Raw genomic sequence first — 26,596 nt, 5'->3', positions numbered from 1 at the left:
GTCGTCAATTTATACCCCTCCCCACTTTTTAATAAAGAGCTATTCGATCTAGCTTCATCGTCTCTTCTACGTCAATGATGCCAAAATGGTATTGCCAGTAAACCTCCATCTGAAAGCCAATAGGTAAAAAGATTTCTTGGATTAGCTGAACTTTATTGATATTTTCTATTGTCTTTTTTTGATGAATGTAAAGCAGTAATTCATCATTTTCCTCTGATTTCACATAAATAAAACAATTTCTAAATATATTTTTCAGCGTGTCCTTTATCAGATATAATGCTTCTCCTGTTTGATAGAGTCTGAGCATATTAAGCGCAATAATCTCTTGCTCTTTCTTTGAAAAAGATTTGATTTTATCGCGAACCAGTTTTCCAAATACATTTGCTTCAATGTCTCTCAGCATAAAGCGAATATAATATTCCTTTTTATTCAAGCCTTGCATTCGATCAATTTCAGCTAAAAAATGCAATGTAATATCTAATAAAGCGTCTCTAAATGCTTCATCAGTCGTATGATCAGGATGAAAGAGATCTTTAAAAATATCGAAGTACCGATAATAGGGGTTTACTTCCACATGTTGCTCTATTTCCTGTGAATTTAATAGTTGTGGACTAAGTTCCATATAAGGTGAATAGATTTTGGCAAGATGAAAGTAAATATCCTTTGTTAAAAAGCCCTCTTCTTCAGCTTGTATAAGTAAATCCCAAATATAGTTCATAACCATTTACCTACACATTTATATTCAGTGAAATGCCTTTGGACTTCAGCAAGGAGAAAGCTTAAGACATCATTCGTCATAAAATCTCGCTCTTGTTTTGATAGGAATTGTAATAGCATCGTCTTTTTATGACTGGCATCTTCTGTTGCGTCTTTTAAAAATGGATGCACGAAGTGACGATTCTCTAAATGCCCTTCCAAAATATCTATTCTCAAAAGTTCAAGATTGTCTGCTGCCTGAAAGGAGTTTATCAGTCTAATTATTTCTCCTTTTGTTGAAACATTGACATTATATTTACTAGAAAGCTTGTGCATAAAGTGTTCATTTCGCCGATTCGAGACTAGTTCATAAGTCAATTTACCTACTTGTTCTTTTTCTACTTTAGCAACTTTAAGTAGCTGCCATACTCCTGATTGATCCTGAGGTGAAACAATGGTTAATTCGCTATCTGAACGTTTTATATATCTAATATTGTCTTCTTCCGCATCAATGAGATAACCATGTTGAGTACCTGTTTTTCGTAACGATAAGACATGCTCATAATTTATTCGATCGATGGCCGGAAATGGAAAACCGCTATTCTTAACCTCGTGACGCTGAACATTCCAAAGCGGAACCATATTCAATCGTTTTTGCTGCTCATATTCCTCTAAATCAATCGTAACCTCGAAAATTTCTACATCCTCATTTAATGGTGGACAGCCTATCAGTATGACATCAATGAACTTACTCACAAAAGGATGATTGATTGTTTTCCAAGGTAGGCCATTTCTTTGGAAGATTGAATAAAGGTCTTTAATTTTTTGCAAATAGCGATTATTTTTGGTAAGACTCAGCTTTATTTCGACCAATCCCTGCGATGTAGCAAGATGACCATTGAAAATTCGTTGCTGTGCAAGTAAATGCTGTATTTCGATAGAATCACACTCTAAAAATAATGTCTTGAGTATGGCAGGTTTATTATTTTTAATGGATTCAAGAAGCTTCTCCATGTCTATTTTTGTCTCTTCCAAATCTGTTGGACATATCGGAAACAAACAATCATGAATGGGGTCGACATCTTCTCGGGCACTAAGCGTTGTGTAAATGTCATATCTATTCTCGTAATCATCGATTTCATTAAAAATACGTTCTTCAAGCTTTTTGTTCATATCTTCTTGATAATCAATTAGATTTACAAAAACGCCACTTACAATATCCTTTAGTAATTGACGTTGCTCTAGATTTTCTATTTTTCGTAAACGTTCAAACATGAGCTCTTTTAACAATTTACTTTCCTTCTTTCATGACTCAGGATTTGAATGCTAACTGGCATCAGTTACTTCATCTACTGGAGGTTCTGCTTCATTAGGAAGTGCATTATCTGCTGGTTGAACCTGTGGAACAGGGTTTAATTTATCATTTGCATTCATAATCTTTCTCTCTAGTCCAAGAACTTTTGCCAGTAATTCTGTTTCTTGATAAATCTCCTGCGCAAGCGTATAGGACTCTATCGCTTGAACGTATTCCTGACGGGCATAGCTCTGATCCCCACTTTTTTCTAACCCTTCTGCCTTTAATTCTTTTTGAACCTTCTTCAATTCATTTATTTTTTCTTCTGTATCTTCAATTTTTGTTTTAATTTGTGTCTCTCCAGTAAATGAAATGGCGAGTGCTTTTTTTCTAGCTTTCTCATAAATGGCTAAAGCCCCATTGTAGTCCTCTGCCTCAAAACGAAAATCTGCATCTTTTATAGCATCAACAATCTCCACAACGGAATCCATGTTGGCAATTCTTTGCTCTACTTCTTCCTTACCAAATCCATTAATGAGTTTGCCCTCTTTTTTAGCTTTTTCATAATGTTCTAATGCCTCTGTAAATTTTCCAGTTTCCGCTGATTTATCACCATTGATAATTAGTTGTGTCACTCTTAATTTTCTAGCTAGTAAATTTCTATGTATAGGATCTTTTAATTTTTTTGCTGCATTTCTTCCCTCACTATATGCAAGTAACGCTTCATCATAATTTCCGTCTTGAAAGTAAACATTTCCACTCTTTTCATGGTCCTTCATCTCGACTGTTAACTCTGCTAATTTTTTTGCTTGTTTTACTTGATAAAAAATCGTGCCGCCACCTACAACCAAGGCTAAAACTAATGCAGCAGCAATCATTTTTATATACTTCATCTTGTTTTTGTTCGTTTCTTGATACACCTTGTTCACAAATATGGCAGCAACCGTATAATTTTCTACAACTTTTCTTTGTCTACTCAACAATATTTCTTCCAACAAATCTGTATATTGTTCAGAATCCTTGACACCTTCCAAAGCGTCAGCCATCTCAATCTCACTGACATCTCCCCAAAAGCCAGCTGTACAAAGTAATAGGACATCACCATCAGTAAGCTTCATTTTTTTAGACACAAAGGGTTGAAATTTGTTTGGTTTACCTAGATAATTCAACAAATTCCCTCTTTCTTCATGCTGGCTAATATCTAATGAACGGTTCTGACTGTTTACTATTTCCTGTGCTAAACTTTGGTCTGTACTTTTGTAGGTTAATGTACCGTTTCGGAAGTGATACAGTCGCGAATTCCCCGCTACTCCAACAATCATTTTTGAGTAGTCGGAAACAACTATGACAATACTAGCCTTTAATCTTACTCGTAAGCTTTGCGCTTGTAGTATATTTTGTGCATGTCTAAGGTATTTATTGATAGCTCTCCTTGACATAGCTGGCTTTTCCATAAACTTTTCCAATATAGCCTTTACGGCAAGCTCTGCACTACTAATTTCCTGATCTGCATCCAAGCCCTTGACAGCTACCCAACAAGCTACATCGTCGAGTTCTGTATAGGCAAAATAGTCTTTATTTTGCAGAAAGGACCCTGCTTCAGATAAAAAGCCCGTTTTAAAGTCGCAATTTTCCTTTCTCATACGTCTCCTCCTTCTCTATTCCCTATTCATCGTCACCAAGTTTTTTCTAAAATCACGATGGTAGCATTATCTTGATTTTTTAAGCGTTTTTGTTCAACGGCTTTTATCATGCTTTGTGCTAAATCATAGGGTGGAGCTTGCTGAGAGAGAATTTTTTCCATTTCAACCTCCGTTAAAGCATCATAGATTCCATCACTAAAAAGACATACCTTGTCCCCTCTATTTAGCTGAATCGGATTATTTCCTGTATCCAAATTTTTAAAGCCTGCATATCCTAAATAATTGATTAATCTCTTTTTTAGAGGATTTTCCTGAACCTCAAGTTGCGAAATTTCACCTGAAATATATCTTTCGGTTAAAACTGACTCAAAAATATGTTTTTGGTTAATCTTTAGAAATTCACCATTTCTAAAGATCGTGAGAACACTATCCCCTACTGCCCCCCAATGAAGATAGCCTTCACTATCAATAACGGCCGTGACTAATGTTGTTCCTCCATTGGAGCCATTTAAGTTTTCCACAATCATATGATTGCTTGCTATAGCAGCTTCCTTAAAAAAGTTTTGTAGATTATTTAAGCTACTAAGCTTTTTAAATTCTTCTATGAAGGTTGTCACTGCGATCGTGCTAGCCATCCGACCATTGGCTAAGCCGCTAATTCCATCTGCAAGCACCGCGATTGTGCCATATGTCGTTTCGGCAGTTGAGAAATAATCATCCTGCTCATCACGTCTTCCGATTGTTTGACCATTTCCAATATAAATTTTCCCTTTATCCATTTTTTGAGCAAGTATACTTCTTATTAGCAGTAACAAGATAAGGACAATGATAAAGATTAAGGTAATTATGTACGGCAATAACTTTTGGTCCATATGTCATCATTCCTCACTTTGATTGTTTTCCCATTCAAAGTGAACACCACAAAGTGGAATAAATAAAAATATACTTCTCCCTAGCTGTATCACATCATAGGCTGCTAATTCCGTTGGTGTATAAACGGCCTCATTATTTAGATAGGCTAATCCTGATGCATCTCCTGGCAGTAAGTAAAAATTACGTTTTTTAGGATCATACACAATGACTGCATGATTTCGCTTAGAGATGGAATTGTCCCCTGCAATGCGGATATGCATATCTTCTGCTCTACCTATAAAATTCTTTTCAGATAAGATACGATAATCTCTACCCATTTGCGGCCCTTCAATACAAACTAACCATCCTGTTACAGGATCTATCCCATCCATTTCTCCTAAGTAAGGCAATGTTTTATCATCTGCTTCAATGACAGGTGAGGAAGGACTATTTTGTCTTTGCTCCTGTTCTACCATCACGTTACAGTAAGGACAAATATTGCGATGTCTCCTTGAACTAAACATATGACCATTTGTACATCTAATCAAACTCATTTCGATATCCCCCATCTTTGTTACGAATTTTTTTCTCTATTTAACCAAAATTCGCGTATTCGCTATGTATATTGTGTCTCCATTACCTAATGGGTAAGGAATCTCATGTTTTAATCTATTTTTTACGCGCTTATTAGCTTTTTTTAAGCCAACACCATTAACCGAATCTATATCCTCTAAATACCAAATTCCAGCTACACAATTTAGTACAGCATGCTCATAATTCACAAGAGATTCATACTCTGTTCCACTTAAATCAATATCCGCCTTGTGTTCAGCTGAACTTTTTCCAATAAGCAATGAAATTTGATCGCCAAGTTCCCATTCATCTATTTCTACTCCACGTTCATTAAGAAGAACAAGCTTAGAAATGTCCTTCTTAGCCATCACTTGAGTGATTGCCTTGGCTTCGTATTTAAGCGATACGTATATAATGGCGAGTATGACTATTACCGTCCCAATAACGAATTTCAAAAGGACATCCTGATTCATCACAAAAACATATAAAATGAAAAAGAAGGCGATTGTGACAATAATGATATCGATAATTTTTATAAACATTTTTTTTCGTGTATTTCCACTGTAAGCATCAGCTGAAAATGGCTCATACATATAATCACACTCCTCTCTTTTTGCCATAGCTTATTTATTAAAAAAACGTTCAAATAAATCCGTTGTATCCAATGGATTTTTCTTCGTTTTTTTATGAAGCGTTGAGGACATCTCCTTTGTTTTAGGATTGAAGCCAAAGAAATGTTCAAAGTTTTTTTCAATATTATTTATATTAAAATCTGGCTTTTTCTCTGTAGACTGATGTCCGTTTGAATGCTTTTCATTTTGTTGTTCATTTTGCCAGCTGGTACCTTTGCCATCGAGACGGGCATCGTAAGTCTCTTTCAGCGCTGGATCCTTAAGCACCTTATATGCCTCTTGAACCTCTAAAAAAATTTTCTCTGACTCTTGATTTCCACCACTCACATCAGGGTGATGCTTTTTGGAAAGCTTTCGATAAGCTAATTTTATTTGCTCTTGTGTTGCATTTCGGTCTATACCCAATGTTTCATAATGCGTTTTCATGTTTTCAACCCCAATTTAGGATTATTAAAAATAATCTAAGGAACTATAAAAGTTCCTTAGATATAGTAGTGTTTTATCGTGCTGCAATCTTAGACAGCGTAGCCGCCTTCGATTTTTGCCAATTCTGTTTTGTCTTTCTTTTGCTTAATAAATAAGAAGAACTCACCAATACCTTCCGTGTCACCATATCTTTCTGTATAGTCCACAACGAAAGCATTTGGGAAATGAATTTTTCTTACTACTTGATCAGCTGAGATCACTTCAAGTGTCACTTTGCGGTAGCAATCAGCTTTTTCAGCTGGTACTAATGACCATAATCCTAATTTCATCGTATCATCAGAATTATCACCATCAGTGGCAGTTAAAATTTTACCTTTTACTTTTAAAGTTGCCCCAACATCTGTAGAGCGCGCGTTAGAATCATTCGGTGTATCTGTCTCATATTCGACAGTCATGATGCTTTCTAACCCTAATTCAATTGCTTCTGATCCTTCTACTTTTAATACAAAACCCATTTTTAGTACCTCCTAAATTTTGTTGAATCGTAACTTCTGACTGTTCTAATGAAATAAATTTAAGTACAGCTATTCATTTCACAGGGCCATGTTTCATACCGACACGATGAAATATGTAATATTTTTCATTTTAGCAATTAGTCGTTCGATTCATATTTATGTTAAAAGATTTATGAATGATAAATCTTAAACACCCTACTTAAATAATTGAAAATGGTGATAAATAAATTGTTAGGCTTTAACAGCACTTGTCCCTTTAGTAATCGTGACCTCAAGATTTTTAACATTACCGTTAAATACAAGATCGATCTGACATAAGCTTGTTTTCTCATCAATGATGTAGCCAATATCATCTCCGTCATGAATGATAGAGTTTACATGACCTTTATCATTCAGCCACTTACTTTTTTGACTACTTGGATTATTACTAAAGAAGCGAACGATATTCTCGTGCTTAAAGTCACCAGATTGGAATCGAAGTATTCTTTCAATATACGTACTAACTTGCGTTTTATAGATTGAATCGAATCCATCTTCTTCCATTGCTAGACTTCTTGCTTTATAAACAGTAATACGTCTAATATCTTTATCCTGTAGTTGGGCATTTTCGGAAGAGAATACAAAACCGAAGCTTCTGCTGTTAATAGCGTCTTTAATATTATTCGTAAAACCTGAAATTTCCTTCGCCATCGTAGTTACAGCCCTAAGTGAGTTGTCTCCGGCTTCAATATCAAATCGAACTCCAGGGTAATTACGTTTTACATTTTTAAATGATTCCTTTAAATACTCTGGGCATTGGTAGGCGGAAACGATACCTGCTGCTACATAGCTAGCACCTACATAAACGCCTTCTATCCAAAGCTTTAAAATATCTTCCTTTTCTTTCGATAGACGAGCTCCATTTTCGGTAGTATGCATTCTCGTATCAATAACTACGCCTGATTTATCTTTTGGAATAATCGTAAAGTTTGGTAGGCATGGTATCGCGAACTCACTAAATTCTTTTCTGACAAGAACCGAGCATTTATCGATCAGGCGATCAATCCCAGCAGTTGCGATGCCGTTGAAGGTAGTTTCTTCTTCAGCCATAAAGTTAAAGAAAATTTGAACCTTGTAATCTTTTACCGTATCTAAGAGGATTGATAAAGATTCCATTGTGTTACCCTCTTGCTTTGTAACCTTTTCATTCCCTTTGAATCTTGATCGGCTAACTTTCATTTTTCCAGAAGATTCTAATTCTAGAGCAGGTACAATGCCATACCATACAGTATCTGTAAAATCATTTTTAGCGTTAACCGTATTTAAATACGTGCGTAATCTTGGTAGATTATTACTTTTCACAAGCATATCGAGCTTCGTGTTTGTCACTAATAATGACGGCTGCATACCTTTATTTTTCGTAGCATATTGATCGAAGTACATTTTGACACCTAATAGCTTTTCGACTAAAGGCTTGACCGTTTTTACAAATTCATCCTTTGCATCCTTATAGAACTCTAGGTATGTATTGTAATTTTGAACTTCTGTTTCAACATCAAATTCGGCTTTTACAGCTGGTAGAGGTGAGAACGTTCTCACAACTAAATCTTTTACATAGGAAGACGGCGATTCTGTAATAGCCTCATAGTCTTCTTCGAAAACTGTACTCAAGCCGTAATTACTATTTTCTTCAATGACCATCAGTTCTGAACTATTCGTTTGAGGTGCCTCAATAATTTTCAATTCGCCATTATCACCAATAGTAAGCGTACCTATTTGTAATTTTTCGGACTCATCCTCATCTTGACTAGCACCTAATAATAATCTTGTTTTAATATCTTCAATTGCTAAAGGCAGCATCGCCATTACATTGTTGTAGTTTCTACTAGCTACTTCAAACATAAGATTTAGCTTGTCACCAGTATCTAATTTTTTCGGATCTCCCTCATCCAGCTTGTCATACTCACTGTATAGGTAATGAATTTCCTTACGAACTTGGCGAATATCATCCATGACTTTTTTAGGAGAAATCATGTCTAGTAAATTTTCAAATTTAAAATCTACATTCGTGATGCCCTGACTTCTTTTTGTATCAATGAGCGTAAATAGCATCTTTAAAAAATCGTTATTTTGGTCGATTGCTATTTCAGATATACAATCATCTTGAATTCCTTCAGGCTTTTTCAAGGTATACATAACCTTTTGATTTGCCGCGTTATAAAATGAATACACAGTAGGTGAAAACTTATCTAAAAATTCGTCGAAGCTTTTTACAAGAAGATGTTGACTAATTTCTTTGATCTTTTCATCACTTAGACTGTCGATTCCTTTTACATCGCCAACAAGCGTAATTAAATCCAATTTCTCTGGGTTTATTTCTTCAAAGAGCATTGTTCTGTTCGTTTGACTAATAATCTCCATTCATTTGGCTGTATATTACTACAGCCATCCCTCCTTTAGATAACGAATTTCGAGTAAGCATAAACATTAGTGCGTAAAAAATACAGAATTAGAATTGTATAACTACTTGAATCGAGCATCTTAAAAGAACATTTAGACACTTAAATTAAGTCGATATATACATTTAAGATAAAATTTTACAATAAAAACAATAATGTACTGAACTATGTACGAGAAGCTCTAATTCAACTTTATGCATTTTTTATACAAAATTCACTAATGGTTTTATGTATCACAAAAGTAACTATACAATACCTAAAATCAATGTCAATATTTTCTATAGAATATATTGTAAGCAAAAACATTTTAAGGACAGTTTATTAAAAATATTACATGGTAATAATTATGATATTTTTTAGGGGAATAGTGGATAAATCCTATTTTTTTATAAAAAAAACAACTAAAGGTCCGATTGCTATTAGGCCCTAAGTTGTTCTTTTGAATATCATACTTTTAAGACTAAAATGAGTAAAAAGTATTAAAAATATAGTAATTTTGGTCTTTTAGAATTAATTTATTTAAAATAGTTCTTTATACATTTGAATTTTCTTTCCAAAATAATCATGTATTTAATAAAAGAAAGGGAAGAACATCTTTTTTTATGCTGCACTTGCAAGCCCCATAAAATAGTCAATGCCATAGGAATGCTCACTTTTCTATTATATTTTCTCACATTTGCAAGTTTATCCTCGATTACTCTTTGTGAAACATCTAGTGGGACTTCGTTTGTTAATGCGAAGTATAAAGTTGCCATCAAACTATAAATATCTGTATAAATGCCTTGCTCTCCTTTAACGGAATACTGCTCAATAGGTGAGTATCCCGGTGTAGTAAATATTGGATATTTTTCCACCGTTTTATAATAAATTGCTGAACCGAAATCTAATAAGCAAGGTTTCCCTTGCGTATCAATTATAATATTATTCGGCTTTATATCCCGATGAATAATGCCTTTACTATGTAAATACGAGATGGCATCAATTAAGGGAAGGAATACTTCTTCATATAGATGATGCCTTTCGTGAATAGCATATTTATGTATATATTGGTCCAGTAATATCCCTTCATAATAATCTGTAATCATATATATAGAACCGTTTTCAGTAAAATGATGTCTATACTTAACAATATTTTGATGGTTCAATTGTTGGATCATGAATGCTTCACTTAGAAATCTTTCCTTTAATTCCTGAAATTTTTCCTTTGTTGAGGGTACACGATTGATTACTGATTTGTTATCCAAATCTCGTAACGCTATTTCCATTGGGAAAAATTCCTTAATGATTAGTTGCTCTCCAGTATTTATATGTTCAGACATATACACAAAGGATAATTTACTAGTGGCAAGAACTTGCGTTATTTTATATGTATTATGTAATAGACTGTTTATTGGTAAGCTCAATTCAAATATTGCTGCCTGCATTTTAATCTCCCTTCAAAAATCGAATATACAAATTAATGTAATTATATCAATTACTATATTTTTATGTATAGTTTGTACTAGCCTAAAGTGCGCAAACAAAAAACCGTTCAATATGAAGTGAACGGTTTTTTGTGGATTATGCTTTTTGATAGCGCAGCACTGGTGTACGAGCAGCGCGTGTTTCATCAAGACGAGATACGACAGTTGTATGTGGTGCTTCTTGCACGATAGATGGATTTTCTTCTGCTTCTTTCGCAATTTGAATCATCACATCACAGAATGCATCTAATGTTTCTTTTGATTCTGTTTCTGTTGGCTCGATCATTAATGCCTCTTCCACGTTTAATGGGAAGTAGGTTGTTGGTGGATGGTAGCCAAAGTCTAACAGACGTTTTGCAATATCTAATGTGCGAACGCCCAATTTCTTTTGACGACGACCTGATAAGACAAATTCATGTTTGCAGTGACGGTTATATGGTAAATCAAAGAATGGCTCTAAACGACGCATCATATAGTTTGCGTTTAATACAGCGTATTCTGTAACAGCTTTTAAGCCATCTGGACCCATTGTACGAATGTACGTATAAGCACGAACATTGATACCAAAGTTACCAAAGTAAGGTTTTACACGTCCAATTGATTGTGGACGATCGTAGTCGAAGTGGTATGTGCCTTCTTCTGTTCTCACTAGTACTGGTTTTGGTAGGAATGGAATTAAATCTGCTTTTACGCCTACTGGACCAGAACCTGGACCACCGCCACCATGTGGGCCTGTAAATGTTTTATGCAAGTTTAAATGCACGCAGTCAAAGCCCATATCGCCAGGACGTGCTTTACTCATAACGGCATTTAAGTTCGCGCCATCATAGTAAACTTTCCCGCCTACAGAGTGAATAAGCTCCGCCATTTCGATAATGTTTTCTTCAAATAGACCGAGTGTATTCGGGTTTGTTAGCATTAATGCAGCTGTATCAGCACCAACGACTTTACGAAGGTCTTCGATATCAACCAAGCCATTTTCATCGGATTTCACAGTGATTGTTTCAAAGCCTGCTACTGTTGCTGAGGCTGGATTTGTACCGTGAGCTGAGTCAGGAACAATAACTTTGTTACGGTGACCTTCACCATTTGCCTCATGGAATGCGCGAATCATCATTAATGCTGTCCATTCACCATGGGCACCTGCTGCTGGTTGTAATGTTACTTCATCCATTCCTGTAATTTCTACTAAAGAAGTTTGTAAATCATAGAGAAGCTCCATCGCACCTTGTACTGTCGATTCATCCTGTAATGGGTGAACATTCGCGAAGCCTGAAAGACGTGCAACTGCTTCATTAATTTTTGGATTATATTTCATCGTACAAGAGCCGAGTGGATAGAAGCCAGAGTCTACCCCATGGTTTCTACGAGAAAGTGCTGTGTAATGACGCATAATATCAAGCTCAGACACTTCAGGTAACTCTGCAGCTTCCGTACGAACTAAGCTTGCAGGCAGTAAATCTGCTAGGTCTACTTCAGGTACATCAAGTGCTTCTAAGCTATAGCCAACGCGACCTTCTTTTGAAATTTCAAAAATGAGTGATTGATTTTCGTTATGCATTAAGAGCCCCCATTTCTGCAACAAGTGCATCAATTTCTTCTTTTGTGCGTAATTCAGTTACTGCAATAAGCACATGATTTTTCAGAGAGTCATAATTTTGCCCTAGAGGATATCCACCGATTATACCCTTTTCGATTAAGCCTTTATTGATTTCCTTCACACATTTATTCGTTTTCACAACGATCTCGTTAAAGTGTGCACCTTGGAATGCTACTGTAAAGCCAGCTGCTTCAAAGGCATTTTTTGCATAACGTGTTTTGGCAATATTTTGCGTAGCCATTTCACGAATACCTTGTTTACCTAAAGCTGTCATCGCTACAGATGCAGCAAGTGCTAAAAGTGCTTGGTTCGAACAAATATTAGATGTTGCTTTATCACGACGGATATGTTGTTCACGTGCTTGTAATGTTAATACATAACCACGGCGCCCTTCACCATCCACTGTTTCACCAACAAGACGACCTGGTACTTTACGCATTAATTTCGTTGTCACTGCAAAGAAACCACAGTGTGGCCCACCAAATGCTTCAGAGATACCGAATACTTGCGCATCCCCTACACAAATATCAGCACCTAGCTTACCAGGAGGCGTTAAAATGCCTAATGAAAGTGGGTTAGAAGAAACAACAAATAAGCTTTTCGCTTCATGTGCAATATCACTAATAACTTGAATATCCTCCACTTGACCGAAGAAGTTTGGATATTGAGCAATAACAGCTGCTGTGTTGTCATCGATTAACTCTTTTAATGCTTCGACATCTGTCACACCATCTTTTTGTGGGATTGTCACGATTTCAATGGATTGACCATAGGCATATGTAGCAACAACATCGCGATATTCTGGGTGCACTGCTTCAGACACTAATATTTTCTTACGACGCGTATGACCTGCTGCTAGCATACCTGCTTCTGCTAATGCTGTACCACCGTCATACATAGAAGAGTTTGCAAGATCCATGCCAGTTAGCTCGGCAATCATCGTTTGGAATTCAAAGATTGCTTGTAGCTCACCTTGTGAAATCTCTGGTTGATAAGGTGTGTACGCTGTATAGAACTCTGAACGAGAAATGACATGGTCCACGATTACTGGTTTATAGTGATTGTAAACACCTGCACCTAAAAACGATACATTAGCATTTGTGTCCTTATTTTTTGCAGAGAGTGCTGTTAATTCTTTTAATAAAGCAGATTCTGATTTTGCTTCCTTAATATCATAAAGGCCTTTAAAACGGACTTTCTCAGGAATATCCCCGAATAATTCATCAACTGAGGATACACCGATTACGTCTAACATTTCTTTTTGATCTTGCTCCGTCATTGGTAAATAACGATGTTTCATAAATGTAGGTCCCTCTTTTCAACTATTATTTTGAACGCTTGTAAAACGGTGTTTCTACTGTTATTACCTTTAAGTGTTTCCCACGAATTTCGATTTCTAGCTCAGTTCCGATTGTTGCGAATTGACTGTCAATTAAAGCGTGACCAACATTACGTTTAGATGAAGGAAGCTGTGTACCCGTTGTCACTTCACCGATTTCCTTACCGTCCTTGAACACTTTGTAGCCATGACGTGGAATGCCTTTATCAATCATTTCAATGCCTACCAATTTGCGTGTAAGACCATTTTCCTTCTGCGCTACTAATGCTTCATGACCAATGAAGTCTTCTTTATTTAATTTCACAGCAAAGCCAATCCCAGCCTCAAGTGGAGAAATTGTTGCCGATAGCTCTTGACCGTATAATGGTAGCCCTGCTTCAAAACGTAGTGTATCGCGGCATCCTAAACCTGCCGGTACTACGCCTTTATCATGACCAGCATCTAAAATTTTACCCCATAGTGCTTTAATATCTTCTGGAGCACCGTAAAGTTCAAAGCCATCTTCTCCTGTATAGCCACTACGAGAAACTAATACTTGATGACCCGCAACTTCAACGCCCTCTTGGAAGCGGAAAAATTTAATGGCACGAACATCAGTCGAAGTAAGGGATTGAAGAACTTCCTCTGCTAATGGTCCTTGAAGAGCAATTTGTGCATAAGCATCGGACTGGTTATCAATCGTCACATCATATTGATGTTGATTTTCCATCATCCAATCATAGTCTTTTTCAATATTGGCTGCATTGACACATAATAAATAGTGATTATCAGCTAATTTATACGTTAATAAATCGTCAACAACGCCTCCATCTTCATAACACATGGCTGTGTATTGCGCTTGGCCATTAACAATTTTAGATACATCATTTGATAAAAGATTTTGTAAAAAACCTAATGCATCAGGACCTGTTACTAAAATTTCTCCCATATGTGATACATCAAATAAGCCTGCACGATGACGCACTGCATCATGTTCTTCTTTAATGGAAGTAAATTGAACAGGTAGTTCCCAGCCACCGAAGTCTACTGTTTTTGCACCGTATTTCGCGTATTCTTCAAATAGAGGTGTACGTTTTAATTCATTCGTCATTCTTTTTTGCCCCCTTATTGTTCGTTACATTTTTACTGGTAGTAGTTCGTCTGCTTTTGTATTAATACAGTCAGTGCGTATCGTTTCCAATCTTTAAAGCACCTGTGGACATAAAAAAAGACAGACGAACCCCTTTTCGGGATTCTCTGTCCTTGCACCTGAAAGTTACACCAGACTGGCTCGCAAGTTTTCACACTGCCAATCAGCCGGCTTTCCCCTTTGGTGGCTGTTATTGTTATACTACAGCTCTCTCCAGAGTTGCGTCTTGTACGAGTCCTTTTACCTGAGAGATTCATAGCCATTTACTACTTGCTCCTTCGGTGGCGTCTACACGCGCTCTCCCCGCACAATCATCCGCCCAAGATAGTTCTTGGTACTATTTAGTAGTCAATGAACATTTAGTTACTTATTTGTCTATATCCTAACATTAAATGCATTGAAAAGGCAATCATTTTTTAAAAGATAATAAAACACGAACATAATTTATCAATAACACAATCATCGTTCGTTTTTCAATCTTTTCACTTGAAATACTAAATACTCTAGAATATGACGGATAGTTCTACCTTCTGTCAATACTTGGATATGTCCTACCTCACGGTAAAACTTCCTTCTGTAATGATACAGGCTTTCTAGCTCTTCCTTTGTAGAGCTCTGTACAATGGGTCTGTTTGGATCATGCTGTATTCGTTTATAAATATCTTCAAAAGACGCATCTAAAAAAAACACTAATCCACTACGTCTCATAATTTTTCGATTCTCAGCATTAATGGCAACGCCACCACCTGTAGAAATAATACAAGCCTCATCTCTGAAATTTTTCAAAAATTCTGTTTCTATTTCTCGAAAATGGGCCTCTCCGTATTTTTCAAAAATCTGTGGAATTGTCATTCCCTGCTGGCGCACAATCTCACGATCCATATCATAATATGGCATCTTTAATAAATAACTTAAACGTCTTCCTAACGCACTTTTCCCACTGCCCATAAAGCCAACTAAATATATTTTTCGCAATTCGGATCACCTTCTTATAACTACGATTCTACACTGTCTGACAAAATTTGTCCTAATAAATTTATCGTAGTTTGAACATTTAATTTTTCTAGCCCATCATATGTTCGAAACTGCATTTCATAAGACATACAATACGCAAGAACAAAAGTAGTTACAAAAAATAATAATGCAATTGCGATCAAAAAAATAGCCCCTCTGTCATTTTTCAATAATTGGCACATAGAAGCTTCGCTCCTTTTGAATACCGCTAGTCATTTCGACAGCTACCGTCAGCATGTTTTCTGTATAGTTAAATTGGCATTTATTAATTCCGATTAGCATGGGAACATGTCCACCATTTATTTGCTCACGAATAATATTAGGATAGCAATCAATGTGATGGATTGTATTTGCAGTTTGAAAGCTCACTCTTTTTCGATCTTCCCGAATAGCAAACGCAGAGACATTCTGTAGAGAATGATTTACATCATAAACAAATAGCTCCCACTTTGTTTGTTCATCTGTTAGCATGGTTGATTTCATTTCAGCAAACCACAGCATAATAAGAACAAAAAGATGAGATACAAGCACAAAAACAACCAATTGAAATATGGCTTCTATTAATGTATAGCCTTTGTCATTCACGGACTTCACCTGTATCTTGTATACATTTTTGGCGCAGTTCACGCATGTTTTGAAAACGGACACAAATTTGTTGTCCATCAAATTCCCAATGATACTCTACTTGTTCAATGGTCCTAGAGCCTTCTGTTTGCTGTACTGCCTGATATTGCTTTAAACCTTCATAGGCAGTTTCAGCTGCGATGAGTTCTAGTTTTTTATTTGTAAGATTCGTCTTCATTGTATAGGTAAACGGTATTAACGACATACACAATATTGTTAAAATCCCCATAGCTAAAATGGTTTCTACAAAAGAATAGCCTGACTCATTCAACTCTAGCTCTCCCTCGTCCTAATGTAATAACGACCTTTTTCTTTCCTTGAGGGGTTTTAAAGGCAATGGTTCCAGCTGACATAACATTTCCTTTAGTATTATAACTAAGTGTATGAATAGAACTTTCTGCGTTCAAAAACTCCACTCCTTTTGGAAAAGGACGTTCATATAAAATGGTATAAAAATCTTTTTGAATAACATAACGATTACTGGGACTTATTATTTTCATTGCTATATATTGCCGTTCATTCATGCTATAGGTTTGAATATACTGAATATCTAGTTGCATTTGCGTAAAAAATCGTTCCAATTCCTTTGCTTCTGCTATTTTGAATGAAAATTTACTAACAATCGCTGTTAAACTCATAACAAGAAACAAAACAATCAGTATTTCAAGAATTGTAAAACCACCATTTTTATTATGTTCATCAGCTATTTGACCCTGTTTCCAAATCTGCATTGGCTAGTCGTACCTCTCCCTCATTCGTGATGACTATTTCGGCTTTATTTGGGCAAGTCGTTTCATGTTCTTTTAAATAGCCTTTCATCACTAGATCATCTAATGTTGGATAGGTCATAAAATCTACTCGATAGGCCTCGACCTGCCCTTGTACCATAGATATATAAGCCTTACAGCCCTTCTCATCAATGGTAGCAAAATGCTTCGTAACATTTGGAATCGTAATTAAAATAAGGATTGAAATGATTAATAAAACAATTAGCATCTCGATTAAAGTGAACCCTGCTTGTTCGTTGATACGTTTCACCTTTTCCCTCCTAAACTAATTCAATCATGTGATAGATGGGTAATAATAAACTGACATAGGCAGCTACTATACAGACTGCTATGAGGATAAAGAAGGTTGGTTGTACAAATGCTAATACTTTTTGCAGAAGTTGTTCCTGTTTTTCCAGTAATAATTCGCTATACAACACTAATTCTTTTCCTAAATAGCCGCTTTGCTCACCGTGCTCTACAAAAACAGGAAAATCCTTTTGAAAAACAGCTAGTCTCATTACGGCAAGTGTTAGTGACTCTCCAAAAATAACCCTTTCTTTTATGCGCTGCGAAAGAATTTGCAGAAAAGGTTGAAGTTGTTGCTCTTCTAAAAGTTGGAGGCTGGCTTGTAATGAAAATCCACTTTGCAGTAAGCTTCCTAAATAAGCAGCAAACTGTCTTGTTAATATCAGTCGCATATAGCGTTGAATAAAAGGAATCTTGAATAGGATGGTGAGTTGATGTGCAGTAGGCTGTCGATTGAGATAGAGACGAACAATAAATAAACTGCCTGTTGCGATGAAAATGGTGAGGATGACTACATCAGGAACATGTAATAACGTAGTGGACAACGTAATACTTGTTTCTGTTTCTGCGGTTCGGCCGGCTACCAGTCTTTCGATGTTTGGTAAAAAGATGGTACGAAACACCAAAAATAATAACAGCAAAAATACGATCAGCGTGACAGGATAGATCAGCAGCTTTATGAGCTTTTTCTTGGTCATTTCACTTACCTTTATTTGCTTAGCTACACCTTGTAAAGCTTCTATCATATGACCATTATTTTCTGCTACCTTGATGGCCATTAAATAATGCTTGCTCAGCTGTAAAGTTTCAAGTATCCCTGCAACCCCTTCCCCTTGCTTCAGTTTTTCATCAATTTGCTGCTGCATATCTTCATGCGCCTTTATATGATGAGGCAATAGCATTGAAATGGCCTGAGGAAATAAATATCCTTCTTGCATTAACACACATAATCGATTAAAAAATTGTGCCTGCTCCCTTACTCGCCATTTTGTCGCCCTACTATAATAAAGCAAAACATTATGGATATATGTTTGTAGGTGCATAAAAGCTCTCCACTAATTCTTTTTGTCCCATTAATGTTAATTCATAAGGGAGTTCATAGTTGACCTTTTCTTTAATCGCAGAAATGGCTCTTGTTAAATGAACATCCTGTAAAATTTCATATACCGCACGGCGCTCATCTTGTACTGCTGAAGTCTGAACAAGTATTTGTGCCACAATACCGATAATCGTTTGATGAAGCTCCTCTATCGACACATCTAAGTCCATTGTAATCCTTCACGATATTTGAGATTGATGTGTATGTGAACCCTTGATTTATCAACATCAAAAGTCATAGTGTTGAGACAGGCATTCACGAAGTTTGAGATGCAATGGAGTCTCATCAAATAAATTGAGATAGGAAAATTGAACTTCACAAATAGTGAGATACGGATTCGAAGGATTTTAGTAAATAGATGGGAAACTGTTATGATAACAGCTTTTTTTATGCAAAAATCCCGAATGAACAATTCATTCGGGTTCCGCCGTGGTAATTGCATAGATGCCCTCTTTCTCAGCAAATTTACGCAAGCTTGTTTTAAATATGACATGGTAAAATTTTCGTGTGTGGCGATTATAGCAAAAGGGTCACACCTTGTGATCCAATAGAGAAGTTGAATGTTAAGAATAGAACAAGCCAACTACTTTTTTTCTTAAAGGGAGTTGGTGATTGAGTACCAGTACATTTTTAGTGCAGTAATTTTAGTCCAAGTTTTAATTTCAGGAATTTCATTCTCCGTTATTTTCAAAATAGCGGCCCTAACTGCACAATCAACAAACAGGAACGATATGAAGACTTACATTTATATCGCCTTCGCAATCGGTTACCTAATGCTATTGGTTCTTATCAATTTAATGACTGAACCGATTTACACCCTGTAACAGAGGGTATATGTAGTAACTTGTAAAGCAATTGGGTTGGCGTGTTCATAAGGAAAAATGTGAATAAATCTGGAGTTGATACTTGCGTTAAGGTTATAATTGGAAAAGAATAATTCAAAGGAGTGAAACTGATGACAGAAATCAAAGTCCCTCGTGTATTTATTTCATACAGTTGGACAACCCCTGAGCATGAGGAATGGGTATTGGACCTTGCCACCCGTCTGCACGCAGACGATGGCGTCGTAGTTACATTAGATAAATGGGATCTAAAAGATGGCTATGAAATCTATGCCTTCATGGAATCGATGGTGAAGGCCGACGAGAACGGAGAAGGTATTGTCGATAAGGTCCTATTAATATGTGATAAGGGATATCAACAAAAAGCCAATAATCGTAAAGGCGGAGCTGGCGTAGAAGCACAAATCGTTTCCCCAGAAATATACCAAGATATCAAACAAGAAAAATTTGTTCCCATCGTTGTTGAAAAGGATGATGAAGGGAAACCCTATCTGCCTACCTATTTAAATGGACGGAAATATATCGATATGTCTTCCGATGAGGTATTTGAACAAGGTTATGAACAATTGTTGAGAAATCTATATCAAAAACCCCAATATAGTAAACCGAAAAATGGAACTCCACCTTCATGGCTTTTTGAGGAACAGATTCCTCATTTTAAAACAAAAAATTTAACAAAACAACTTCGGGATGCAATTGAAAAAAACCCACGTAGAATAATTGGTTTAAGTGAACAATTCAAAGAAACCTTTTTCGAGCAATTGGACGAATTCCAAATAAATAAGGAGGTTCTCCAAAAAGAAGACCCCCTAGATCAATTGGTTTATGAAAGAATTCACAGTTTTCTCCCCATGCGAGATGATTTTATTGAATTTGTGGAGATCCAATGTACAAATTCAGAAAAACTTGATATCGACTTCTTTGTTGACTTTTTTGAGCAGTTATATCGATTTACTGAAGCACCAAGAGAATGGACATCATGGAACGATCTCCAATTTGACCATTATAAGTTTTTATTACATGAACTCTTTTTGTATCTTAATACTATTTTAATTAAGAAAAAAAGATATGGGGATTTATCTATTTTGTTGAACCGACCGTACTTTTTCCAAACAAGAAATGGTATGGAATTACAACAAGGCTCCTTTATGTATTTTTATCAATATATCTCATCACTTGAAGAAATGAGAAAAAGGCGATTAAATTTAAACAAATTAAGTATTGCCGCTGAATTGCTGATTCAACGAACAACGAAGAAATATCCAAAAGAGAGCATTGTTCAAACCGATATGCTTTTATATTATTTTGATAAAATCAAAATGGATAATGCTTCATACTATAATTGGTTTCCTAAAACGTATCCTTACGGTACATATACAAAAATTGAATTGTTGCAGCGTTTAGTTTCCGAAAAACATTTTGAGCAAGTTAAGCAATTGTTCAATGTCGAAACCCCTAATGAGTTAAGAGAAATCATTATAAAAGAAGGCCAATCGCGTACAAGAGGATACGAAGGTGGTGCCTCTAGTATTCCTAGTATTAAAGCTCATATTAATCCTGAAAATATTTGTACCGTTCCTTAATGTTTAGAAAAGAGATTTTTAAAAGACACATTATAGCAGATTGGTAGTCAAAACAGTATATTTATTAGTTAAATAAGGCTCGATATACATATTCACGTATATGAAGCCTTATTTTTCTAGGTGCACATATTTGAAATAAACGGTATTTGCTTTAAAACTAAACGAAAAAGAAATAACGGTTTTTATTAACTAATAAGTGGATTTTGAATATTTTTTTACATTTCGATAAAATTTCCGTTCTCTTTGTCGTAACCACCTTCAACATATGCTTTTTCGGCCGCTTTAACAACAAAATAAGTCGTTAAAGCACCAATTGTATCAACAACAACTACCCCTTATACTGAAATTATTTTACCTAAATTAATCACATCTTTTTCAAAATATTATAATTAATCTTAATCCAAAAAAAGAGAGCCCTTTGATACACAAGTAATCATAAAGAAATACATTTTTCATGCACGTATTGAGTAGAGAGACCAAATTTTTTAGAAATTTAATTATTATTATGAACAAAAATATGAGATAATCGCTTATTAGATGATATTAGGGGGGGCATATTAAATGCAGTTAGATCAATTAAAATCTCATATTAAAAATAAGTTCAATGTCAACGGGCATTGGATAAAAGACCGTGAAGGAAATGATGATTACGAACTTCTTATCGTTCCTAAGGGTCTAATGCCCGATGTTGATCTCGAAATAAGAAAAAATGGTTTTGTAACTATCGATAAAGGCAGTTGGGTTGAGGATGAAAACTATCTTGTTATTCAAATTCTAAAATAGACAAAAAATCTCGGTATATTATTATGCCGAGATTTTTTGTGTAATAATATACAAACTCAGTGAACTTCAGCTGAGGTCCTGAACTTGTTTTACTTGCCATTTATATTGCTCATTTACTGTTGAAATAAATGCTTATCAGCTTGTCATTTACAATATTATTAGCGTTTTTCTCTCCTTCAATTGAACCCGTTATATCAACATCAGTTTTTTTATTCAAAAATCCCGAATGAATAAATCATTCGAGAATTCCTTCTGACAATCAAATATTTGCAAACTTTTCTTCCATTAATTCTAAATAACGTTTTGTCTCAGTTTCAGTCCATTCGTTTATCGCGATTAACATGTCAATCACTTGTTTCTTATTTACATAGGAAATCACGATTTTCCCTTTCCTTTCTGTATGATTTATTTGCAACTTCCCTGTATCTAACCATTTATTCAATACCTGTGGTCGAATCCTAAATATTCTTTGCAGTTCTTGTTTTGCATAGCCTTTTTCCTCTGCGAATTTACCGAAAGATTGTGCTCTCATCTTTTGAATTTCTTCTATTGAAAAGTAAAGTCCTTCAATGATGGGTTTTGATTTTAAATTGGCTACGTTAATCTTGTTGTTCATGACTAACTGAAGCATTTCAATAAATGAGATTTCCTCTTTTGCTATTCGATCCTTTGCGGTGTCCAAGGTTACCCAATCATCATTAACTACTGTAATCGTCTTACATTTGCTCCGCAATAATTTGTCTAAATTCAAGACATCTTTTCTACTGACATAATACCAAGGAAAACCATCTATTGAGGGTCCGTGAACTTGCTTTATCATCTTCGCCTCCATCAATTCTCGATATTGCCTGTGGTTAACCCCTAAAAAATGTCTTACTTCTTTTGTGGAGATAATTTCATCCATATGCTTTTTCCATTCGAAAAGGCTTTCTTTCTCAATTAATAAGACTTTTTTCCCATTTCTTTCGACAGTTTCATGTTTTAAGTGATTCAATTTACAAAGGTTTCGGATAAAATGTTTACTCGTCCCTATTAAACGTTCGGCATCTGTAATCCCTACATAGTTTTTTTGCAATGGATCAAGTTTCACCACGCCGTTTCGATGAATATAATCCTTTTTATATTCGAAATTGTATTTTGTGAAAAATTCAAAGTAATAATCACCTTTTGGTAGTTGAAATAGTTCCTTTAAAAGGAGCGATTTTTTCCATGAGGCATTTGAACCACCATTTCTATTTTTTAATTCATCCTTTAATGCAAACAACGTCAATAATTCCTTCTCGGGTTGAATGATTAATTCATGGATTAACTGCACCATGAAAGTCATATATTCGATTTCGTACCCCTTTATTTCAGTCATGTTTGAACAGAAGTGATGGAAATTTGAAATAGTTTCGCTTCGATTAAAGTCTTTTATTGGTAAATATTTGAGCAAACGAAAAAATACACAAAAAAAACGAAGGTATTCTTTACCGTCTAAGTGACAATTATCACTTCTCTTTACTTTATTTAGGTAATCAAGTAGGGCGTCTAAAAATACTTTTTGAATTTTTATAATGTTTTTTTCTTCAACCGATACATGTGGTGAATCAATAAAGTGATAGCCACATTTGCACTGACGGCCTAGCAATGAATGTAAAGGGATATGTTTTTTACATTTTAGGCAATCCATGATTAATTGAACGTTGTGCTTTGTACAAACCGTTAGAAAAGAAACGTCCCAATAGATTCGATGATAATAATCTTCTTTTAGGCAAGCGGGGCAATATTTTGTGCAATTTCGTAAATAAATCATTCGAAAATAAAAGTTTCGTTTGATGTGTTTTTTATCATCCATTGGATAAAAGCGACTATCATATTGATTACAGACCATTTTGTTAATATCCTGATTTGAATCGTTGACAATACTTTCGGCAAAAGGGAGCCATTTAGAATCGCTATTTATTTCATTTCCATTATAGTTTTCAAATGGAACATATAGAGGAAATACATCCTTCCACCGTTCATAATAATTTTCTTCAATGGTTCTAAAAATAAATGAGTGCAAACTTTCGTGCTCTTTCGGTAAGACCTTATTTAAAAATGGCGGTAACATACATTCACCCCTAAACAAGAATTAATTCCTGTTTAGGGTTCCAAAGAATATGCTAACTATCCAGTTATTTTATTCCCAATTTTACCTATATCCTTGTTTGCATTTTGCACCATTTAGATAAAAGGTATATAAATGGCTGGTAATTAGTTATATTTCTTTTTTAGCACAAAAAAGGAAACCATTAAGAAGTAACTAAATGGTTTCCTTTAACTATTTTCATCAAGGAATGTTTGGAAGATTTGCATCATTGATTGGATTAAATGTGGAGTTATCATCTGCAATTAAGATACGCACATCTTTTTGTGTGACAATGCCTGTTGCAGAAGTCGCTTTAAATTTGAAGACAATCACGTCACCGAGTTTAAAGTCCGTTTGCTCCCCATTCATTAAGGTAATGGGGTCTTTTCCAAAGTCGACACCAATGAACGTTGCTTTCACGTCATTGGTGAATGCTCCGCGAATCCGCATATCTTTTACGGTCCCGCTACGAATTAAATACCCTGCATATTCAAATGTCGCATAGTTGTTCGGGGTAAAATAGATTTTGGCCTTATTATCAGAAGCTACTAGTTGTTTTTGAGCGGATGACATGGTGATGGTTTGTCCGCCTGCCGTTGTGTATTCCGCCATAAAGTCAATCGTTGGGCCCCCACGGTCGACCGTAAATGGAATTTCGACATAATCGCCAATACCTTCTTGTGAATCATAGCCATAAACTAGCAGGGCATAATTGCCACTATCCAAGTCAGGTGTAACCTGATAAGTAAAAGCGAAATCTTTATCCACCTTCGGATCGAATGTTTGCGTGGCTACACCGAATTTTGGGATCATTTTTCCTCCCGAACTTTTTACTTCAATGCTGTAATTAGCAGCTTTGGGCTGAATTTCATAATACATGGTGACTGTATCCGCTGGATCTGAATCATCCACATGACCTGTGACCGAAATACGGTTAAAGCCTTCTGCTTCTGAGAACACACGGTCTGCCACGTCATGTTTGACATTGGTTAGATTCGGCAAGTAGTTTCGGGTATCAGATGTAAAAGGAATACTAATCGGTGTGACATCAGGCACACTTGCTAAAGCGCCTGAAGCGAGTGTATTCGTGTTTTGTCTATCTTCAGGATAAATCCGAAGCGTAAAAATTTCAGGTACTGAATCCGAAGTCGGTTGCATCGTACGTCCTGTAATTAATTTTTGATTTGATTTAATAACATTCGTAACTCCATCAGCTTTTGTTAATGTTAAGTCGAATTTTCCGCTTGTGAAATCAGGCTGTAAGGATAGCTTTAGATTAAACGGAGTTGTATGATTCAAAGGACCTTGTAAGCTACCATCTTTTTCAGTAGCTGTACCGCTGATTAATTGAGCCGAGGAAACGAGGCTCGAATCCAACACAATTTGTTTTTTACTTCCTGCGACAACAATCCCGTTTTTGTCTAAAACATCCGCAAATAATGTGACATAGTTGAAATCATCAGGATCTTTTAGGCTATTAATCGAGAACTGATGATTTCTCTTTTCCAGACTGACGTCAAGATTTGCAGGGATGTTGGTAGTCGACGTGATAGTCGGCACATTATTGGAGTAAATAACGGTTTGTTGTCTCCATGGCCCTGCGTTTCCACCATGGTCATATGCACGTACACTCCAATAAATAGTCGTATTCCCTGGTGTTCCTGCGGGAACTGTAATACGATGACTATTTGTTGTTCCTTTGTTCGTTACAGGAACATAGTTCGTTCCACCTGAAGTCGTACCTGCTTTTATTTCGTATTTGCTAATGGTTACTCCTGTGGGCAAAGTTTCAGGCATCCAACTAACATCTATATAGTTATTTTGAAATTTTGTCCCATTAGTAGGTGATTGCGTAGAAATTTCTGGGAGAAGTTGTGTGATAACCACTTGTCCATGACCTGTTTTTACGCCTGCGGTATTTGATTGATTTGTTCCTGAATTATAGGATCCACCGCCTCCGCCAGAGCCTGATGGCGACCAACCTCCTGTTCCACCACCTGAATAACCACCGCCACCACCTGCGGCTCCACAATCTGCTGCACCTCCACCGAATGCTCCACCATTTGAATTACCACAACTCGCGGCCCCTCCCGCTCCCCCTTGTTTAAAACCACGTCCATCATAACTATTTGCATTATTGCTGCCACCAGAATAAAAACCCCCACCAGTAGCATTTTGACCAAAAACAGCTCCGCCATTTCCTCCAGTTCCTCCAGATCCACCATTTAGACCAGGTTGGCCATTTTCAGAGGTTGCTCCATTCATTGTACCAACATTGTTAGTATTTCCTGCTCCGCCACCACCACCTGCTATAATTAATGGTATTGATGTAGTGTAAGAAGTACCTTTTGTTACAAAAGTGCCACCACCACCACTACCTCCATAGTTGCTTGTAGTTGGGTTTTTATTCCCCTCCTGACCAACTAATATTATGAGTGTTTCTCCTTTTGCCAAATTAAAATTACCAATCATTCCAGCCCCTTTACCACCATCAACCCCAGTATATGATTGTCCTCCTTGTGCTCCATAGGTTTCAATTTTATATAATCCTGTTTCAGGAACTGTCCAACTATACATTCCACTATTCATTGTTATTGTTCCGCCTAATGTTCCTGAAGAATTATTGATATTTGCACCATTTATTCCTGTACTTGTATTATTAAACGTTCGACTATTGCCGATAGATAACGCTTCAACATTGTTTTCAATATTCCACGTTGCATTTGGCACATAAAACAAGGTTGTGGACATTGTAAACGCCAACAGCCCTGTCAAAAAAATATTCGGCTTTTTTCTTCTCTTTTTTTGAGTCATCTGTTATTTCCCTCCTCTCAAAAATCCCAAGCATCTTAAAATTGTTTA

The 26,596-nt window shown here is 36.0% G+C and carries 24 protein-coding genes and 1 riboswitch; of the genes, 2 read left to right on the top strand and 22 right to left on the bottom strand.

What is annotated here, in order from left to right; translation table 11 throughout:
* Positions 1-28: 28 nt before the first annotated feature.
* The 20 genes from MHI34_RS15840 to MHI34_RS15745 form a co-directional block, all read right to left on the bottom strand.
* Positions 29-724, bottom strand: coding sequence for an iron-dependent peroxidase (locus MHI34_RS15840; RefSeq protein WP_342503640.1), 696 nt, complete (start codon positions 722-724; stop codon positions 29-31).
* A complete protein-coding gene (locus MHI34_RS15835; RefSeq protein WP_342503639.1) occupies positions 715-1,986 on the bottom strand; it encodes a normocyte-binding protein in 1,272 nt (423 codons plus the stop codon). The genes MHI34_RS15840 and MHI34_RS15835 overlap by 10 nt, the downstream gene beginning before the upstream one ends.
* 36 nt (positions 1,987-2,022) lie before the next feature.
* Positions 2,023-3,633 (bottom strand): serine/threonine protein phosphatase, encoded by a 1,611-nt coding sequence (locus MHI34_RS15830; protein ID WP_342503638.1) that lies wholly within the window; start codon positions 3,631-3,633, stop codon positions 2,023-2,025.
* Between the two features lie 32 nt (positions 3,634-3,665).
* Positions 3,666-4,505 carry a protein phosphatase 2C domain-containing protein gene (locus MHI34_RS15825; protein ID WP_036120181.1) on the bottom strand — a complete coding sequence of 280 codons (840 nt, stop codon included), beginning with the start codon at positions 4,503-4,505 and terminating at the stop codon, positions 3,666-3,668.
* A gap of 6 nt (positions 4,506-4,511) precedes the next feature.
* Positions 4,512-5,039, bottom strand: coding sequence for an FHA domain-containing protein (locus tag MHI34_RS15820; protein ID WP_036120184.1), 528 nt, complete (start codon positions 5,037-5,039; stop codon positions 4,512-4,514).
* Between the two features lie 36 nt (positions 5,040-5,075).
* Positions 5,076-5,651 carry an FHA domain-containing protein gene (locus tag MHI34_RS15815; protein WP_058844136.1) on the bottom strand — a complete coding sequence of 192 codons (576 nt, stop codon included), beginning with the start codon at positions 5,649-5,651 and terminating at the stop codon, positions 5,076-5,078.
* A 30-nt stretch (positions 5,652-5,681) separates the two neighbouring features.
* Positions 5,682-6,116, bottom strand: a complete 435-nt coding sequence (locus tag MHI34_RS15810; RefSeq protein WP_342503637.1) for a DnaJ domain-containing protein — start codon at positions 6,114-6,116, stop codon at positions 5,682-5,684.
* Between the two features lie 89 nt (positions 6,117-6,205).
* Positions 6,206-6,631: a hypothetical protein gene (locus MHI34_RS15805; protein ID WP_036120193.1), complete on the bottom strand. Its 426-nt coding sequence runs from the start codon at positions 6,629-6,631 to the stop codon at positions 6,206-6,208.
* A 231-nt stretch (positions 6,632-6,862) separates the two neighbouring features.
* Positions 6,863-9,031: a hypothetical protein gene (locus MHI34_RS15800; protein ID WP_036120196.1), complete on the bottom strand. Its 2,169-nt coding sequence runs from the start codon at positions 9,029-9,031 to the stop codon at positions 6,863-6,865.
* 553 nt (positions 9,032-9,584) lie between these two features.
* Positions 9,585-10,493 (bottom strand): serine/threonine-protein kinase, encoded by a 909-nt coding sequence (locus MHI34_RS15795; RefSeq protein WP_342503636.1) that lies wholly within the window; start codon positions 10,491-10,493, stop codon positions 9,585-9,587.
* Between the two features lie 136 nt (positions 10,494-10,629).
* The gene (gene gcvPB, locus MHI34_RS15790) at positions 10,630-12,093 is read right to left on the bottom strand and encodes an aminomethyl-transferring glycine dehydrogenase subunit GcvPB (RefSeq protein WP_036120199.1); all 1,464 of its coding nucleotides are present in this window, start codon (positions 12,091-12,093) and stop codon (positions 10,630-10,632) included.
* On the bottom strand, positions 12,086-13,432 hold the full coding sequence (gene gcvPA / locus MHI34_RS15785; RefSeq protein ID WP_036120201.1) for an aminomethyl-transferring glycine dehydrogenase subunit GcvPA: 1,347 nt from the start codon (positions 13,430-13,432) through the stop codon (positions 12,086-12,088). Before gcvPA ends, gcvPB begins: the two co-directional genes overlap by 8 nt.
* Positions 13,433-13,457: 25 nt before the next feature.
* A complete protein-coding gene (gcvT, locus tag MHI34_RS15780; RefSeq protein WP_141905508.1) occupies positions 13,458-14,561 on the bottom strand; it encodes a glycine cleavage system aminomethyltransferase GcvT in 1,104 nt (367 codons plus the stop codon).
* Between the two features lie 261 nt (positions 14,562-14,822).
* Positions 14,823-14,915: riboswitch (glycine riboswitch) on the bottom strand.
* A 144-nt stretch (positions 14,916-15,059) separates the two neighbouring features.
* Positions 15,060-15,575, bottom strand: a complete 516-nt coding sequence (locus MHI34_RS15775) for a shikimate kinase (RefSeq protein ID WP_036120210.1) — start codon at positions 15,573-15,575, stop codon at positions 15,060-15,062.
* A 198-nt stretch (positions 15,576-15,773) separates the two neighbouring features.
* Positions 15,774-16,199 carry a competence type IV pilus minor pilin ComGF gene (comGF, locus tag MHI34_RS15770; protein ID WP_330493181.1) on the bottom strand — a complete coding sequence of 142 codons (426 nt, stop codon included), beginning with the start codon at positions 16,197-16,199 and terminating at the stop codon, positions 15,774-15,776.
* The gene (locus MHI34_RS15765; protein ID WP_141905510.1) at positions 16,192-16,509 is read right to left on the bottom strand and encodes a type II secretion system protein; all 318 of its coding nucleotides are present in this window, start codon (positions 16,507-16,509) and stop codon (positions 16,192-16,194) included. Before MHI34_RS15765 ends, comGF begins: the two co-directional genes overlap by 8 nt.
* Positions 16,502-16,969, bottom strand: a complete 468-nt coding sequence (gene comGD, locus MHI34_RS15760; RefSeq protein WP_051891606.1) for a competence type IV pilus minor pilin ComGD — start codon at positions 16,967-16,969, stop codon at positions 16,502-16,504. The genes MHI34_RS15765 and comGD overlap by 8 nt, the downstream gene beginning before the upstream one ends.
* Positions 16,938-17,276, bottom strand: a complete 339-nt coding sequence (comGC, locus tag MHI34_RS15755) for a competence type IV pilus major pilin ComGC (protein WP_036120220.1) — start codon at positions 17,274-17,276, stop codon at positions 16,938-16,940. The genes comGD and comGC overlap by 32 nt, the downstream gene beginning before the upstream one ends.
* Positions 17,277-17,286: 10 nt before the next feature.
* Positions 17,287-18,357 carry a competence type IV pilus assembly protein ComGB gene (gene comGB, locus MHI34_RS15750; protein ID WP_036120223.1) on the bottom strand — a complete coding sequence of 357 codons (1,071 nt, stop codon included), beginning with the start codon at positions 18,355-18,357 and terminating at the stop codon, positions 17,287-17,289.
* Positions 18,332-18,583, bottom strand: coding sequence for a hypothetical protein (locus MHI34_RS15745; protein ID WP_342503635.1), 252 nt, complete (start codon positions 18,581-18,583; stop codon positions 18,332-18,334). The genes comGB and MHI34_RS15745 overlap by 26 nt, the downstream gene beginning before the upstream one ends.
* A gap of 785 nt (positions 18,584-19,368) precedes the next feature.
* On the opposite strand from MHI34_RS15745, the gene MHI34_RS15740 reads away from it, so the two are divergent.
* Both MHI34_RS15740 and MHI34_RS15735 read left to right on the top strand, forming a co-directional pair.
* Positions 19,369-20,838: a toll/interleukin-1 receptor domain-containing protein gene (locus MHI34_RS15740; protein ID WP_342503634.1), complete on the top strand. Its 1,470-nt coding sequence runs from the start codon at positions 19,369-19,371 to the stop codon at positions 20,836-20,838.
* Between the two features lie 561 nt (positions 20,839-21,399).
* On the top strand, positions 21,400-21,621 hold the full coding sequence (locus MHI34_RS15735; RefSeq protein WP_342503633.1) for a hypothetical protein: 222 nt from the start codon (positions 21,400-21,402) through the stop codon (positions 21,619-21,621).
* Positions 21,622-21,880: 259 nt separating this feature from the next.
* Here the strand turns inward: MHI34_RS15735 and MHI34_RS15730 are convergent, their stop codons facing one another.
* Positions 21,881-23,716, bottom strand: coding sequence for a TniQ family protein (locus MHI34_RS15730; RefSeq protein ID WP_342503632.1), 1,836 nt, complete (start codon positions 23,714-23,716; stop codon positions 21,881-21,883).
* Positions 23,717-23,935: 219 nt separating this feature from the next.
* The gene (locus MHI34_RS15725; RefSeq protein WP_342503631.1) at positions 23,936-26,548 is read right to left on the bottom strand and encodes a glycine-rich protein; all 2,613 of its coding nucleotides are present in this window, start codon (positions 26,546-26,548) and stop codon (positions 23,936-23,938) included.
* Positions 26,549-26,596 lie beyond the last annotated feature (48 nt).

Origin of the sequence: Lysinibacillus sp. FSL L8-0126 (assembly GCF_038630385.1) — a bacterium.
Lineage (GTDB): Bacteria > Bacillota > Bacilli > Bacillales_A > Planococcaceae > Lysinibacillus > Lysinibacillus fusiformis_D.
The sequence above is the reverse complement of the archived record's forward strand: the minus strand, read 5'-3'. Positions and strand labels throughout refer to the sequence as shown.